The organism is Enterococcus sp. MSG3299 (assembly GCF_050555765.1).
In the GTDB taxonomy this organism is placed as follows: Bacteria; Bacillota; Bacilli; order Lactobacillales; family Enterococcaceae; genus Enterococcus; species Enterococcus faecalis.
The window spans coordinates 1,534,470-1,549,715 of record NZ_CP187869.1 but is presented as its reverse complement, the minus strand read 5'-3'; the positions used below and the strand labels follow the sequence as shown (position 1 = coordinate 1,549,715).

General features: G+C 37.9%; 13 protein-coding genes. 11 read left to right on the top strand and 2 right to left on the bottom strand.

Annotation, left to right across the window (positions count from 1 at the left end):
* Positions 1 to 17 precede the first annotated feature (17 nt).
* The 4 genes from IGL23_RS07650 (at position 18) to IGL23_RS07635 (ending at position 6,709) form a co-directional block, all read left to right on the top strand.
* A complete protein-coding gene (locus tag IGL23_RS07650; protein ID WP_002361967.1) occupies positions 18 to 425 on the top strand; it encodes a PTS sugar transporter subunit IIA in 408 nt (135 codons plus the stop codon).
* Positions 426 to 574: 149 nt separating this feature from the next.
* A complete protein-coding gene (locus tag IGL23_RS07645; RefSeq protein WP_033594815.1) occupies positions 575 to 4,549 on the top strand; it encodes an endo-alpha-N-acetylgalactosaminidase family protein in 3,975 nt (1,324 codons plus the stop codon).
* Positions 4,550 to 4,789: 240 nt separating this feature from the next.
* Positions 4,790 to 5,944: an AI-2E family transporter gene (locus IGL23_RS07640; protein WP_010820039.1), complete on the top strand. Its 1,155-nt coding sequence runs from the start codon at positions 4,790 to 4,792 to the stop codon at positions 5,942 to 5,944.
* 120 nt (positions 5,945 to 6,064) lie between these two features.
* The gene (locus tag IGL23_RS07635) at positions 6,065 to 6,709 is read left to right on the top strand and encodes a DUF998 domain-containing protein (protein WP_010820038.1); all 645 of its coding nucleotides are present in this window, start codon (positions 6,065 to 6,067) and stop codon (positions 6,707 to 6,709) included.
* Positions 6,710 to 6,755: 46 nt separating this feature from the next.
* On the opposite strand, the gene IGL23_RS07630 is transcribed toward IGL23_RS07635, so the two are convergent.
* Entirely contained in the window at positions 6,756 to 7,367 is a 612-nt protein-coding gene (locus IGL23_RS07630; RefSeq protein ID WP_002382413.1) for a lipoprotein, read from the bottom strand.
* A gap of 179 nt (positions 7,368 to 7,546) precedes the next feature.
* Here IGL23_RS07630 and IGL23_RS07625 point away from each other — a divergent pair, with 179 nt between their 5' ends.
* From IGL23_RS07625 to IGL23_RS07610, 4 genes are all read left to right on the top strand, one after another.
* Complete coding sequence (locus IGL23_RS07625; RefSeq protein ID WP_002420103.1) at positions 7,547 to 7,999, top strand: DUF2188 domain-containing protein; 453 nt, start codon at positions 7,547 to 7,549, stop codon at positions 7,997 to 7,999.
* Between the two features lie 189 nt (positions 8,000 to 8,188).
* On the top strand, positions 8,189 to 9,208 hold the full coding sequence (locus IGL23_RS07620) for a branched-chain amino acid aminotransferase (protein WP_010707490.1): 1,020 nt from the start codon (positions 8,189 to 8,191) through the stop codon (positions 9,206 to 9,208).
* A 133-nt stretch (positions 9,209 to 9,341) separates the two neighbouring features.
* Positions 9,342 to 9,662, top strand: a complete 321-nt coding sequence (locus tag IGL23_RS07615; RefSeq protein ID WP_010820037.1) for a cupin domain-containing protein — start codon at positions 9,342 to 9,344, stop codon at positions 9,660 to 9,662.
* A gap of 61 nt (positions 9,663 to 9,723) precedes the next feature.
* Positions 9,724 to 11,364, top strand: a complete 1,641-nt coding sequence (locus IGL23_RS07610; RefSeq protein WP_010820036.1) for a peptide ABC transporter substrate-binding protein — start codon at positions 9,724 to 9,726, stop codon at positions 11,362 to 11,364.
* 97 nt (positions 11,365 to 11,461) lie between these two features.
* Here the strand turns inward: IGL23_RS07610 and IGL23_RS07605 are convergent, their stop codons facing one another.
* Positions 11,462 to 12,337, bottom strand: coding sequence for an NAD(P)H-hydrate dehydratase (locus IGL23_RS07605; protein ID WP_002408878.1), 876 nt, complete (start codon positions 12,335 to 12,337; stop codon positions 11,462 to 11,464).
* A 149-nt stretch (positions 12,338 to 12,486) separates the two neighbouring features.
* On the opposite strand from IGL23_RS07605, the gene IGL23_RS07600 reads away from it, so the two are divergent.
* From IGL23_RS07600 to purK, 3 genes are all read left to right on the top strand, one after another.
* Positions 12,487 to 13,353, top strand: a complete 867-nt coding sequence (locus IGL23_RS07600; RefSeq protein ID WP_002357267.1) for an SPFH domain-containing protein — start codon at positions 12,487 to 12,489, stop codon at positions 13,351 to 13,353.
* A 172-nt stretch (positions 13,354 to 13,525) separates the two neighbouring features.
* Positions 13,526 to 14,014 carry a 5-(carboxyamino)imidazole ribonucleotide mutase gene (purE, locus tag IGL23_RS07595; RefSeq protein WP_002394946.1) on the top strand — a complete coding sequence of 163 codons (489 nt, stop codon included), beginning with the start codon at positions 13,526 to 13,528 and terminating at the stop codon, positions 14,012 to 14,014.
* Complete coding sequence (gene purK, locus IGL23_RS07590; RefSeq protein WP_033594813.1) at positions 14,007 to 15,131, top strand: 5-(carboxyamino)imidazole ribonucleotide synthase; 1,125 nt, start codon at positions 14,007 to 14,009, stop codon at positions 15,129 to 15,131. The genes purE and purK overlap by 8 nt, the downstream gene beginning before the upstream one ends.
* The last annotated feature ends 115 nt before the right edge of the window (positions 15,132 to 15,246 follow it).

The window sequence follows — 15,246 nt, the reverse complement described above, 5'->3', positions numbered from 1 at the left end:
AAGACAGGAGAAAATCGATGAGTGAACATTTAGTTTTAGTAAGTCATGGCCGTTTTTGCGAGGAATTGAAAAAAAGTGCGGAGATGATTATGGGACCGCAAGAAACAATTTCCACTGTTGCTTTATTACCAGAAGAAGGTGAAGCTGACTTTTTAGAAAAATTTGAAGCGATTACGGAATCGCTAGAAGATTTTGTTGTCTTTGCTGATCTATTAGGGGGGACACCTTGTAATATTTTATCCAAAAAAATTATGCAAGGTGCTTCGTTTGACTTATATACTGGGATGAATTTACCGATGGTTATCAGCTATGTAAATGCAAGTTTATTAGCGATCGAAGGTGACTATGTTAAGGAATCAGCAGAAAGTATTGTGAAAGTCAACGAATTGCTGCTAAATGTTGCAGTAGATGACGAGGATGAATGATTCTGACTTGTTGTCGTAAGTAATCAAAGTTTTTAAGAGAATGATTTAGAGATGGACGTTCCAAAAATAAAAGAATTTATTTTTGGAACGCCCCTTTAATTGTTAATAATGAAAGCGTGTTCAAAAATGTTAGGGGGCTGATTTATCAGATGAAACATGGAAAAATAAAACGATTTAGTACATTGACACTATTGGCAAGCGCAACGATTTTAGTACCATTAAGTACGTCTGCAGAAGAAACAACAAACAGCAGCACTGAAACAAGCTCATCAATGGTGGAACCTACCGCAACAGAAGAAAAATTGTGGCAATCTGATTTTCCAGGAGGGAAAATTGGTGAGTGGCAAGATGTGATTGGTAAAACAAATCGAGAATTAGCAGGAGAGTCATTGGCGATTTCACGAGATGCAGCAGCAGGTAATAATGCCGTATCTTTAAATTTAGATTCCCCTAAATTAGCTGATGGTGAAGTAGAAACAAAGTTTAAATACACTGCTGGAAGCGGTCGAACGGGTGTGATTATTCGTGGTAATACCAAAGATAGCTGGGTTTTTGTAGGCTATAACGCGAATGGCAAATGGTTAGTTGAAAGCCCTAATTCGTGGAATGATTCAATTTCTGGGCCAACGTTAAATGAAGATACGAATTATTTGTTGAAAGTACGTTATGTTGGTGAAAAAATTACTATCTGGCTTAACACCACGTTGATTTACGAAGGAGAACCTGTTTTGGCCAACGGAGACAAAATTCCAACAGAAGCCGGACATGTGGGTGTCCGTTTGTGGTACGACAAAAAAATTGTCAGTTATGACTATTTTAAAAATGGCCCCGTAGATAGCATTCCGGAAATTGTGCCAGAAGTGACACAAATTGCGCCAGTCAAAGTTTTTACAAAAATTGGTGTCGCACCAAAATTACCGAAACAAGTAAAAGTGACCTATAATACTGGTAAAGAAGCCAATGAAGCAGTAAGTTGGGATGAAATCGATCCTGCTGCATACAAAGAACCAGGAACTTTTGAAGTCGACGGTACTTTGGAAAATACAAACATCAAAGCAAAAGCCAGCATTGTTGTTGCTAAAGACAATGAAGCTGAAAAAGGCGACAAAATCTCTTCCGCAGATTTAACAGCCGTGGTTGATCCACAATTTCCACGAATTATTCGCTACGAAGACCCTCAGAGTAATCAAGTGATTTTTAATGGCCAACACGAGAAATTTGACCAAGTAATGATTGATGGCAAAGCATATAAAGCAACTGCTGAAAAACAAAAGAGTGAAGCAAATCAAGCCGTTTATAACGTAGCTGTCCCAGAAATTGGTTTGCATTTCACAACGACATTGACTGTTTCCGAAGGCCAAGAATTAGCTATGAAACTCTCAGATATTCGTGAAGAAGGAACCAAAATACACACAATTTCAATTCCAAATCAAGGCTTGATTTCTGTCAATAGTACAGATGAAGGGGCGACTTTTGCTGGCGTTGTGATGAATACTGGGACAAATGCAAATAACGGAAATAAAAATGGTGATACTATCCAAGATTTAACTACAACAAGCCAAGAAGAAACGAAAAAATATATGTATGGTTTCTTAAATACAGCAAATTATGCTGCAAGTTTTTGGACGAACGCCTATGGAGACGGCTCTGTCGATGGTAGTGACAACAATCGAATCCATAAACAAACAAAAGAAGCGGCGACTGGTTTTGTAACAACCTTGTCAAGCGGGGCATGGACCTATCGACCATTTGATGCACCGGAAGATTACACAACTGGAGAAACGCCAGAAGTGAAAGTTAAATTCTCAAAAGATAGCAACGACGACAATCGGGTGGATTGGCAAGATGCGGCAATTGGGTTCCGTTCAATTATGAATAACCCAATGGGCGCGGAAAAAGTCCCTGAATTAGTCAACCAACGGATTCCTTTTAACTTTGCTAGTCAGGCGACAAACCCATTCTTAGTGACGTTAGACGAATCAAAACGTATTTACAATTTAACAGATGGATTAGGACAAATGAATTTACTAAAAGGGTATCAAAATGAAGGACATGATTCTGCGCATCCAGATTACGGTGCTATTGGTCAGCGACCTGGTGGGGAACAAGCGTTGAATCAATTGATTGATGAAGGCCATAAATTAAATGCCGTTTTCGGTGTGCATATTAATGACACCGAGTCTTACCCAGAAGCAAAAGGATTTAATGAGGAATTAGTTGATCCAACGAAGCGTGGCTGGGATTGGTTAGATCCGTCTTATTTTATTAAACAAAGACCCGATGCATTGAGTGGTCGTCGCTATGAGCGCTTTAAAGAATTAAAACAAAAAGCACCGAATCTAGATTATATTTATGTTGATGTTTGGGGCAATCAAGGCGAATCAGGTTGGGCAAGTCGTCAACTAAGTAAAGAAATTAATTCACTCGGTTGGTTTACAACCAATGAATTTCCGAATGCTTTAGAGTATGACTCGGTTTGGAACCATTGGTCTGCAGAAAAAGATTACGGCGGTACAACAACGAAAGGCTTTAACAGTACAATCGTTCGTTTTATTCGGAATCATCAAAAAGACACTTGGATTATTTCCGACAACCCTTTGTTAGGTGGAGCTGAATTTGAAGCCTATGAAGGTTGGGTGGGTAAAACCAATTTTAATACCTATCGCCAAAAAACTTTTGCCATTAATGTCCCAACTAAGTTCTTACAGCATTACCAAATTACAAACTGGGAAACTACAACAGCAGCAGATGGTCAAATCTATGGCACAATTAAATTAGCGAACGGTGCTGAAAAAGTGACCGTTACTCAAGCAGATGCTAATTCGCCAAGAAGCATTACGTTAAATGAGACAGAAGTTCTAAAAGGTGATGCGTATCTACTGCCTTGGAATGTCAATGGTCAAGACAAACTATATCACTGGAATCCAAAAGGCGGTACCAGCACTTGGTCATTGGATAAGAAAATGCAAGGAAAAACGAATTTACATTTATATGAATTAACAGATCAAGGGCGTATTGACAAAGGCGCAATTGCCACTACAAATAACCAAGTGACCATCCAAGCCGAGGCTAATACACCGTATGTCATTGCTGAACCTGACAGTATTGAACCGATGACATTTGGAACAGGAACACCATTTAAAGATCCTGGATTTAATGAAGCCAATACCTTGAAAAATAACTGGAAAGTTTTCCGAGGTGATGGAGAGGTTAAAAAAGATGCTAACGGTGATTATGTCTTTAGTTCAGAAAAAGAAAGAACCGAAATCAAACAAGACATCAATCTTCCTAAACCAGGAAAATATAGTTTGTATCTAAACACAGAAACACATGATCGTAAAGCCACAGTAACTGTTAAAATTGGTGGTAAGAAATATACGCGGACATTGAATAATTCGGTTGCCCAAAACTACATTCAGGCAGATATTAACCATACAAGCAGGAAAAATCCGCAGTATATGCAAAATATGCGAATTGATTTTGAAATCCCAGATAATGCCAAAAAAGGCTCGGTGACGTTAGCGGTTGATAAAGGCAATTCCGTTACAAAATTTGATGATTTACGAATTGTTGAGCGTCAAACGGATATCATGAACCCAGACAAACAAACAGTTATTAAGCAAGATTTTGAAGACACACAAGCAGTTGGATTATATCCGTTTGTTAAAGGCTCAGCTGGTGGAGTAGAAGATCCACGGATTCATTTATCAGAAAGAAATGAACCTTACACACAATATGGTTGGAATGGAAATCTTGTTTCAGATGTATTAGAAGGCAACTGGTCCTTGAAAGCCCATAAACAAGGAGCAGGATTGATGCTTCAAACAATTCCGCAAAATATTAAATTTGAACCGAACAAGAAATATACGGTCCAATTTGATTATCAAACTGATGGTGAAAATGTCTTTACTGCTGGGACCATTAATGGGGAGTTGAAAAATAACAATGACTTTAAGCCAGTCGGTGAGTTGACTTCGACAGCAGCAGATGGTCAAACCAAGCATTATGAAGCAGAAATAATTGGGGATGCTTCAGGAAATACTACGTTTGGTATTTTTACAACAGGTGCCGATAAAGATTTCATTATGGATAACTTTACGGTCACAGTGGAATCGAAAAAATAAATTTAGTCTATCTAAGCAACTTGGGCTACAAGTTAAACGTACTTGTAGCCCAAGTTGCTTCTTTTATGAAAAGAAGCAAGGTCTAGTGCCTCATTTTTATACTGCAGAATAAACCGACACATTTTTTAAAGTGTCAGGCTTCTTTGTGTATTTCATCAAGAACGAATGGACAAACTTGCCTTTTGCCACAAATCGTTTACAATTACAATGATAGGCATAATTTATTTAGAGGTGAAGTGATTGAAGAAATACAATGTTGATTGGAATTACTGGGTTGTCCGCTTTTTATTTGTAATGGCGCTGATTGTTGGCTATTTATTAATCACGAATTATCAGCACTTTGTCCATAGTGTTTCGGGTTTATTAGGCATCTTATCCCCATTCATTACTGGGTTTGTGATTGCTTATTTATTGAGTGGAAGTCAGAAAAAAATCGAGGGATTATTAGAAAGAGTTCCTTTACCAGTCGTTAAAAAAGCGAAACACGGCTTGAGCGTACTCCTTTTGTACCTGATTATTTTGTTTATTTTTGTTTTGACATTAAACTATATCGTTCCGCTACTCATTAGTAATTTAGTAGATTTAGCAAACTCTTTACCCACTTTTTATGATCACATGGTTCAGTTTGTAATGAGTTTAGAAGATAAAGGGATTTTAAAAACAGCCGCGATTGAAAAATATTTAAATAGTGTCCTTAAAGATTTGTCGCCAGAACGTTTTTTAAATCAATGGACACAAGCGTTGTTTTCATTAGGAACGTTGACTAAAAATGTTTCATCATTCTTTTTAAATGCATTTTTGACGTTGATTATCTCAATATATGCGCTGGTATTTAAGCAATCTATTTTGACATTTGTTGAAAAGGCCGCCCACAAATTGCTGTCTGAAAAAGTGTACAAGCAAACACAAACTTGGTTAAATACAACGAATAAAATTTTCTATAAATTTATCAGTTGCCAATTTCTTGATGCTTGTATTATTGGCGTTTCATCAACGATTTTGTTAAGTATTTTGAATGTGAAATTTGCTGTGACTTTGGGGATTTTATTAGGTATTTGTAATATGATTCCTTATTTTGGTTCGATTTTTGCGTCAATTGTTGCTGGTGTGATTACGCTTTTCACAGGTGGTGTTACTCAAGCCGTTACGGTGTTACTAGTTTTATTAATTTTACAACAAATTGACGGCAATATTATTGGTCCTCGAATTATGGGAGATGCCCTAAATGTCAATCCGATTTTAATTATTGTTTCAATCACGATTGGGGGAGCGTACTTCGGCGTCTTAGGGATGTTTTTAGCAGTTCCTGTTGCTGCAATCATTAAAATTATTGTCTCGGAGTGGCTAAATGAATCAAAAGAAAATGATAAGATTGTAGATTCTATTGAATCTTAAAGTAAAACTTTTCGTCTCGCGTTGACGAAAAGTTTTTTAGTGGAAAAGAAAGTTTAATTATTTGGAATTTTTGATATGCTATACTTGAAGTAAATAGAAAATCAAAATTGAGGTGAATAGATGCAGTTTTTTAAAAAATATGGCGGCTATTTTTTAGTTTTAGGGGTCTTACTTGATTTTTTTACACCTTATTATGTCGGATTCAAAGATCAAGGTTACAATCAATTGACAGAAGTAATTAGCTTATTAGGTGATGTGAATAGTCCAGTTAGGGAAAACTTTAATCGGTTAACTATCATTGCGGGAATGTTGATGTTAGCAAGTTTACCTAGGATATATGCTATTTTTTCCAGAAAAACGAAAAAAGGTGCTTGGTTAGTAGTGGCAATGATTGGCGCTTATGGTTTATTTGATTGTATTTTCAGTGGGCTCTTCAGCGTAGACACTTCAAGCGCTGGCACAGTTGCTGCCGCGCTTCATAACGGAGGATCAGCAGTCGGTTATACAGGCTTTTTGTTGTTATCAGGCGTCTTAACCATTATCTATAGTAAAGACGGTTCGCAAAAAAATAAAAAACTTTTTGGCTTTTTGTTTATTTTATGTATGCTTGCAGCCGGCTTATATGGCTTAGCAAGGATTCCACAGTTGCAACAGGTAAAACCATTTAATTATTTAGGCTTATGGCAAAGAGTGAGTTCATTTTGTAATTATCTACCAATGCTGGCACTGTGTTTACAAACTAAAACCAATGACAAATTTGATTGAACATTTGTCATTGGTTTTTTACTAGTTAAAATTGTCTGGTAATAACTTAATTATTGGCTACGGTGACTTCACCAGTAACAGTGGCACCATCTTTTTCTAAGTCAGCAGAATCTTTGTATTCTTGTTTATCAAAAGTAATATTGCCATTAACTTTGGTACCATTTAAAGTAAAGCCATTTGCTTTCACCTCAATATCACCTTTGACAGTCCCGTGAACGATGTTGAAATTTTCAGAAGAAACGATTAGCTTAGGAACCGTGATTTCATATTCAGCAGTTACTTTTTTATTATCATCTTGAGAATAAAGCGCTAATTTACGATAGACATCGTTGGAATCTTTCCCCTTATCATGGAAAGTACCAGCAACTGTTACCTCTTTATCAAAAGTGACATTGTCAGTAGCTGCGACAATCCAATTTCCTTTATCACTTAACGCCATTTCGAGTTCTTCAGGCTTGGCACTAATTGAAGCACCAGAGACTACTTCTGTACTTGAATTAGCTGTTTCTTTGCTACTAGAACTACTATCTGTTTTTTTATCAGATGAACAAGCACTAAGCAGCACAAGAGCAGCAGTTGCCGTCAAAACAGTGGTGAGTACTTTAGACATTTTCATGAAAATCCCTCCAAAAAATTTATTTATTTCTTCCTTTATCATAACTGATTCAAAGGGAAATGAGTAATCATACACTCAAAGATTGAGAAGTTTTGGCCAACGGGAAATTAGGTTTATTCTCTCAAGAAGGTTCAGGAAATATTCAAAGTAATCATTTCTTTTTCAAATGTTCCTTTTCTGTAGTAAGCTAGTAATAGACAGAATTTAAGGAGGAGATTTTGATGCCTTGGAATATGAATGATTATCCTACATCAATGAAAAATTTAGCACCTTTGATTCGGAAAAAAGCGATAGATATTGGCAATGCGTTGCTTGCGGATGGCTACCCTGATGATCGTGCCATTCCAATTGCGATTAGTCAAGCGGAGAAATGGTATCAAGAGGCAAGTGCAGCAGACAAAAAGGCCTTCGAACAAGAAGCAAATCCTACGAAACAAGATTCGCATAAACAGGATAAACATGCTGGAAAATTATTAACGGCGGCTGTCAACGTTAAATATAAAGACAACCAATGGTTGGTGATTTCAGACAGCGCTGAAAAAGCAAGTAATACATTTACCCACAAACAAGAGGCGGTTGAACGAGCTCAAGAAATTGCTCGGAATAAACAAACAAAGCTGAAAATCTATAAGCAAGATGGGACGTTACAAGAAACTAAAGAGTATACTGAATAATTTTTCGAAACCTTGATATTCCGTTGAATTGAAGAAACGGCTATCAAGGTTTTTTGGCGAGGGAGAAATGGACAAGTAAGAAAAAATAACAAAAGTTAAGAATGAGAATAAGGCTTGCTTTTCTAGTTTTTGGTGGGTACAATTACACTAATTAAGATAAAAAATCAAAATAATTGAGGTGCTACGACAATGGAAAAAGCCAATCTTGATTGGAATAATTTAGGATTTTCTTACATTAAAACGCCCTTTCGTTATATTAGTTATTGGCGAGATGGCAAGTGGGAAGAAGGCACGCTAACAGATAACAATCAGTTAACGATTAGTGAAGGTTCGCCTGCTCTACATTATGGCCAACAATGTTTTGAAGGATTAAAAGCGTATCAATGTGCAGATGGTTCTGTCAATTTGTTTCGTCCAGATGAAAATGCCAAACGGCTACAAAAAAGTTGTGCGCGTCTACTGATGCCACAAGTGCCAGTAGAAACCTTTGTTTCTGCATGCCAAGAAGTGGTGAAAGCCAACCTTGCTTATTTACCGCCATATGGAACGGGTGGCACGTTGTATCTTCGCCCTTATATGATTGGTGTCGGCGATAATATTGGTGTAGCACCTGCCAAAGAATACATTTTTTCTATTTTTTGTGTGCCAGTTGGTTCGTATTTTAAAAATGGTTTAGCACCAACCAACTTTATCGTTTCTGAATATGATCGAGCGGCGGGCCGAGGAACTGGGGCCGCTAAAGTGGGGGGCAATTATGCAGCCAGTCTTTTACCAGGTGCAGAAGCACATGAGAAAGAATTTAGTGATTGCATTTATTTAGATCCGTATACGCATACGAAAATTGAAGAAGTTGGTGCAGCTAATTTCTTTGGCATAACCAAAGAGGGTACTTTTATTACGCCAAAATCAGCGTCTATTTTACCAAGTATTACTAAATATTCATTATTGACGCTAGCAAAAGAACGTTTAGGGATGACGGCGCTTGAAGGAGATGTTTACATTGACCGATTAGCGGACTTTTCCGAAGCGGGTGCTTGTGGCACGGCGGCGATTATTTCTCCTATCGGTGGGATTCAAAATGGCACAGATTTCCATGTGTTTTATAGTGAAACGGAAGTTGGACCAGTGACTAAGCAACTATATGATGAACTGGTTGGCATACAGTTTGGTGACAAAGAAGCGCCAGAAGGCTGGATTGTAAAAGTTTAAAGAGATAAAAAAGAGAGAATTCATGCTCTCTTTTTTTGTGTAGAATATTCAGAATTTTCTATAAAAAGATTGACTTTGATACTATTTAAAGGAATAATGGAAGATACAAGATTTAAAAAAGGAGGGAAAGCTATTGCTTATTAAATCAGCAGAATCAGAAGAAATGACGATTTTTTTTGATAAAGAAAACCAACCAAATACACAAGTTCAAATGGGCATTATTACATTACAGCCTGGTGAAAAACGGCCTTTAGCTGGATATGCTCGCCATGAACAGGATGAATATTCTTATGTGATTTCTGGCGAAGCACATACGATTTTAGAAGATGGTCAAGACTTAGTTGGAAGAGCTGGACAAGCCCAATTAATTGAAGCTGGTGAAGGGCACATTAATTATAATGATGGGTTGGAGCCAGCGGTCGTTGTCTGGATGCTTGTGGAAAGGACAAAATAAAAGGGGAGCTGTCTTTCTGTAAGTAAAAGCATAAAAAATGAAGAGTTATAGGAGAAAGAAGATGAAAAAGTATTTAAAAATCACAATGGTTTGTATTTTATTGGTAGGATTTTTAGCTGGGTGTACCAATAAAAATGAAAATAAAAAGAAACAGAAAAATACCAAAGAAGCTGTTCAACTGATGTCACCCTCGGAATTAACAACGCTCAACACCTCTGTATTATTGGATTTTCCAGATGCTATTGTCCAAACAGCAGCGTTTGAAGGGTTATATAGTTTAGATGAACAAGACCAATTGGTACCAGCCGTAGCAAAAGCATTGCCGATGATTTCAGAAGATGGAAAAACCTACACGATTTCTTTGAGAAAAGAAGCGGTTTGGAGTAACGATGATCCTGTCACAGCACATGATTTTGAATATGCTTGGAAAAAAATGATTGATCCTAAAAACGGCTTTGTTTATAGCTTCCTCATCGTTGAAACAATTCAAAATGGTGCAGAAATCTCAGCTGGGAAATTAGCACCCAATGAACTTGGTGTCACAGCTGTGGATGATTATACATTAAAAGTGACGCTCAAAGAGCCAAAACCGTACTTTACGTCCTTATTAGCTTTTCCTACATTTTTCCCGCAAAATCAAAAAGTAGTCGAACAATTTGGTGTGGACTATGGAACTGCTAGTGATAAAGTCGTCTATAATGGTCCGTTCGTGGTAAAAGATTGGCAGCAAACAAAGATGGACTGGCAACTAGCAAAAAATAATCGCTATTGGGATCACCAGAACGTGCGCTCAGACATTATCAATTATACAGTTATCAAAGAAACATCTACTGCATTGAATCTTTTTGAAGATGGACAATTAGATGTGGCTACACTAAGTGGTGAACTGGCGCAACAGAATAAAAATAATACGTTATATCATTCGTACCCAACAGCGACAATGAACTATTTGCGCTTAAATCAAAAACGGAAAGGGCAAGCAACGCCGCTTGCAAACGAAAACCTGCGTAAAGCGTTGGCTTTAGGCATAGATAAAGAAAATCTAGTTAATAATATTATTGCAGATGGTTCTAAAGCGCTACATGGGGCAATCACGGAAGGCTTTGTTGCGAATCCCACAACGGGCCTCGATTTTCGTCAAGAAGCAGGTAATTTAATGGTTTATAACAAAGAAAAAGCGCAAAGTTATTGGAAAAAAGCACAAGCAGAATTAGGAGAAAAGGTTAACGTTGAATTGATGGTAACAGATGATGGTTCTTACAAAAAAATTGGTGAAAGTTTGCAAGGCTCGCTACAAGAACTGTTTCCTGGTTTGACAATAGAGCTAACCGCATTGCCGACTGAAGCTGCATTGAACTTTGGGCGAGAAAGTGACTATGATTTATTCTTAATTTACTGGACACCAGACTATCAAGATCCTATTTCTACCCTGATGACTTTATACAAGGGCAATGATCGCAATTATCAGAACCCTGTCTATGACAAATTATTAGATGAAGCAGCCACAACCTATGCCTTAGAGCCAGAAAAAAGATGGGCGACACTGATTGCAGCTGAAAAAGAAGTGATTGAAACGACTGCTGGCATGATTCCACTTAGCCAAAATGAACAAACAGTCCTGCAAAATGATAAAGTCAAAGGCTTGAATTTTCATACCTTTGGCGCTCCATTAACGTTAAAAAATGTTTATAAGGAAAAATAAAAAGAGAGCCTGGGCTGAAAATCGCTTTTGATTTTCGGCCCAGGCTTAAATCCTGCTTTTTAACCCAAAATTTGTCACCATTTAGCCTTTTCGGGTTTTATCTCGAACGCTTCTGTTCCAATAGTTCAGAATCAGGTGCAGTGTGTGACTGTGCATATTTTTTCATATATGTCGGTAAGGCTTGACTAATCTTCGTTGGTAAAACAACATAGTCGGTTTTGGCCAAATCATCTCCAATGAGACTGTGTAAGTAAACGGCGCCAGCAATGGTTTCAATTGTCGGCTTAAACTGAGCCAAAAAACCAGCAATGATGCCAGCCAAGGTATCCCCAGTTCCGCCAGTAGCCATCCCAGGGTTGCCACCTGTATTTTGAAAAGGTTCTCCTGCGTGGAAAATTGTGGTGCGATGACTTTTTAAAACAATCGTACTGCCTAATTTTGCTTGTTGGCGCTGGTTATTTGCCAGTGTTTGTTGCTCAATAGGTAAGTGACTCAAACGTTGCCATTCCATTTGATGAGGTGTGAAAACAACTTTTTCAGGATAGGTAAGGGAAAAATTGCCTTGGCTAAACAGGGTAATCGCTGAGCCATCGATAATTAACCATTGTTGTTTTTGATGTTGGGCGAGTACCATCTTTAATATTTGTTGTGCAGTAGCATCTAAGCCTAAACCTGGACCAATTAAAATAACCTCCGCTTGCTCTACGACGTCCGTCAGAAGGACTGTTTCTTCAAAGCCCACGACCATCGCTTCTGGGCATCTTGCATGTAAAGGCCCGTGATTTTTAACATCAGTAATCACAGTGGTGAGACCAGCGCCACTATTGATACACGCTTCGGTACTCATGATGATGGCTCCGCCATATTGACGGTTTCCTCCGATTAATACGACACGCCCAAAATTGCTTTTATAAGAGTCGGAGGGGCGTTGAGTGATGACTTCCTCTAAAATGTCCTTGCTTAAATAGCGCATTCTATCACTCCTTTTCTTGGGATTTCTTTGTTCTCAGTATACTACAAGAGCCCCGAAAAAATCAGTTTATTTAATGTTAAAAGTTACTCTATTGAAGGCAATGAGGTGTATAATAAGGACCAGATAAATGAGTTAGGAGAGTGAAACAGATGGAAGAGAAAAAAACATTTTATATGAGTGGCTACGTAGGAATTGCGAGCTTATTAGTTATTTTAATTGCGGGAATTGGTTTATTTATTTATGGAGCGAGTCATACCAATGGTGTTCTTGTTGTTTTAGGTATTATTTTGTTAGTTGGGGCTATTTTATTTTTAAGTTCCTTAACCATTGTTAGTCCCAACCAGGCGAAAGCTATTTTATTTTTTGGTCGCTACTTAGGCACGATTAAAGAAAATGGGTTGTTTATTACCATTCCATTTACGCAAAAAATGAACATTTCTTTGAAAGTACGAAATTTCAATAGTTCTCTATTAAAAGTCAATGACTCTGACGGGAATCCAATCGAAATCTCTGCGGTCATCGTTTTTCGAGTAGTCGATACAGCTAAGGCGTTATTTAATGTCGATTATTATCAAGACTTTGTGGAAATTCAAAGCGAAACGGCAATCCGGCATGTAGCAACACAATATCCTTATGACACTTTTTCAGATAATGATGTAACTCTGCGAGGAAATACCGAACAAATTTCCGAGGAGTTAACCAAAGAATTGCAAGAACGCTTAGCAGTGGCTGGTGTAGAGGTTATCGAAACACGGTTGAATCATTTAGCTTATGCAACTGAAATTGCTAGCTCCATGTTGCAAAGACAGCAAGCAAAAGCAATCTTAGCGGCTCGACAAACAATTGTTGAAGGTGCGGTAAGCATGACACAAATGGCCTTAGAACAGATCGAAGAAGGGCAAGAAATTAATTTTACCGATGAACGAAAAGTACAACTTATTAATAATTTACTAGTCTCAATCATTACTGATAAAGGCACACAACCAGTTATTAATACAGGCGACGTTTCTTCTTAAAGAGGAAGCAACGCTAAAAATAGCAAAAAAGAGTCATCTTTCCGATGACTCTTTTTTTAGTAAATACGAACATTATATAATTTTAATCTATAATATTTCGGTTTTTCTTTGACATCTCTTTTTCTCATTGTTAGAATAACAGTGAAAAAAGGCGGAAGGAGTTATTACATTCATGAAACCATTAGTCGCTGTGATTATGGGAAGTACCTCAGACTGGGCAACGATGAAAGTTGCTTGTCTTGTGTTGGAAGAGTTGGGAATTCCTTATGAAAAACGAGTGATATCAGCACATAGGACCCCTGATTTGATGTTTCGTTTTGCAGAGGAATCACGAACAAAAGGATTGAAGGTTATTATCGCTGGCGCTGGTGGAGCGGCCCATTTACCAGGGATGGTAGCTGCAAAGACAACCTTACCTGTCATTGGTGTTCCAGTTAAAACACGAACATTAAACGGTATTGATTCACTGTTGTCTATTGTGCAGATGCCAGGCGGAGTTCCTGTAGCAACAACTGCGATTGGCTCAGCAGGTGCTACCAATGCTGGGTTATTAGCTGCAGAAATACTAAGTATTGATGATTTACAGTTAGCAGAAAGAATCCAAGCAAGACGACAATCATTGGAAAAAGCGGTTATGGAAAGTGGGGAACAACTTGAATAAACCTTTAAAAGTCGGAGCAACTATTGGCATTATAGGTGGAGGACAGTTAGGGCGAATGCTAGTCATGAGTGGTAAAAAAATGGGTTTCCAAATGATTGTGTTGGACCCAACGCTCAATAGTCCAGCTGGTCAAGTAGCTGACCGTCAAATTGTGGCAGCCTTTGATCAGACATCTGCTTTAACTGAACTAGCAGAGTTATGCGATGTGATCACCTATGAATTTGAAAATATTGAAGTGGCCTCCCTAGAAAAGGCCATTCCACTAGAAAAGCTGCCACAAGGAACAGAATTGTTAAAAATTACTCAAAATCGATTGCTTGAAAAAACGTTTCTTCAATCAATTGGCTGTAAGATTGCCCCTTTTGCGGAAGTGAAAAGTCAGAAAGAGCTGCCACAAGCAACAGAAAAGATTGGTTTTCCATGTGTCTTAAAAACTATTCAAGGTGGATACGATGGAAAAGGACAAGTCGTCTTAAAATGCGCAGAGGATTTCTCCCAAGCGACTAAATTATTAGCTAACGCCACTTGTGAATTAGAAAAGTGGGTGCCTTTCACTAAAGAACTTTCAATCATCGTTGCAGGGAATAAGCATGGTTACCAAAGCTTTCCTGTATCTGAAAACATTCATCGAAAGAATATCTTGCATGAATCAATTGTGCCAGCACGAATTTCTGAGAATGTGCAACAAAAAGCAGCGGAATTGGCGCAATACATTGCTGAGGAATTAAATCTATCTGGGGTTTTAGCTATCGAAATGTTTTTAACGGATTCAGAAGAGTTGTACGTCAATGAATTAGCGCCACGGCCTCATAACTCAGGTCATTACTCTATTGAAGCTTGCTCATTTAGTCAATTTGATGCGCATATTCGAGGGATTAGCAATTGGGGCATTGGGTTACCCCAATTACTTCAATCAGTGGTTATGGTGAATCTCTTAGGCGAACACTTAGAAAAAAGCTACCAGTTATGCACGTCAAAACCCACTTGGCAAGTCCATTACTATGGAAAAGCCGAATCAAAAGTTGGCAGAAAAATGGGCCACGTCACCATTACAACACCTTGCTTATCAGAAACGTTAAAGGAAATTGAGACTGTTGGTATTTGGAACGTAACTTAATAAATGCTTGCTCCAAGCAAGTTTTTTATTTTTACATTCGACAAACACGAACGATTGTTGTTTTTTTGTAACTAATGTAAGTCTTTGTCTGATGTAAATCAGCTGACTTAGAAAG

What these genes read in the sequence shown, in the direction of transcription:
- IGL23_RS07630 (WP_002382413.1), bottom strand. Translation starts at nt 7,367, where the DNA reads ATGATAAAGGAAGAAATAAATAAATTTTTTGGAGGGATTTTCATGAAA.
- IGL23_RS07635 (WP_010820038.1), top strand. Translation starts at nt 6,065, where the DNA reads ATGCAGTTTTTTAAAAAATATGGCGGCTATTTTTTAGTTTTAGGGGTC.
- IGL23_RS07600 (WP_002357267.1), top strand. Translation starts at nt 12,487, where the DNA reads ATGGAAGAGAAAAAAACATTTTATATGAGTGGCTACGTAGGAATTGCG.
- IGL23_RS07605 (WP_002408878.1), bottom strand. Translation starts at nt 12,337, where the DNA reads ATGCGCTATTTAAGCAAGGACATTTTAGAGGAAGTCATCACTCAACGC.
- IGL23_RS07620 (WP_010707490.1), top strand. Translation starts at nt 8,189, where the DNA reads ATGGAAAAAGCCAATCTTGATTGGAATAATTTAGGATTTTCTTACATT.
- IGL23_RS07625 (WP_002420103.1), top strand. Translation starts at nt 7,547, where the DNA reads ATGCCTTGGAATATGAATGATTATCCTACATCAATGAAAAATTTAGCA.
- IGL23_RS07645 (WP_033594815.1), top strand. Translation starts at nt 575, where the DNA reads ATGAAACATGGAAAAATAAAACGATTTAGTACATTGACACTATTGGCA.
- IGL23_RS07610 (WP_010820036.1), top strand. Translation starts at nt 9,724, where the DNA reads ATGAAAAAGTATTTAAAAATCACAATGGTTTGTATTTTATTGGTAGGA.
- purE (WP_002394946.1), top strand. Translation starts at nt 13,526, where the DNA reads ATGAAACCATTAGTCGCTGTGATTATGGGAAGTACCTCAGACTGGGCA.
- IGL23_RS07650 (WP_002361967.1), top strand. Translation starts at nt 18, where the DNA reads ATGAGTGAACATTTAGTTTTAGTAAGTCATGGCCGTTTTTGCGAGGAA.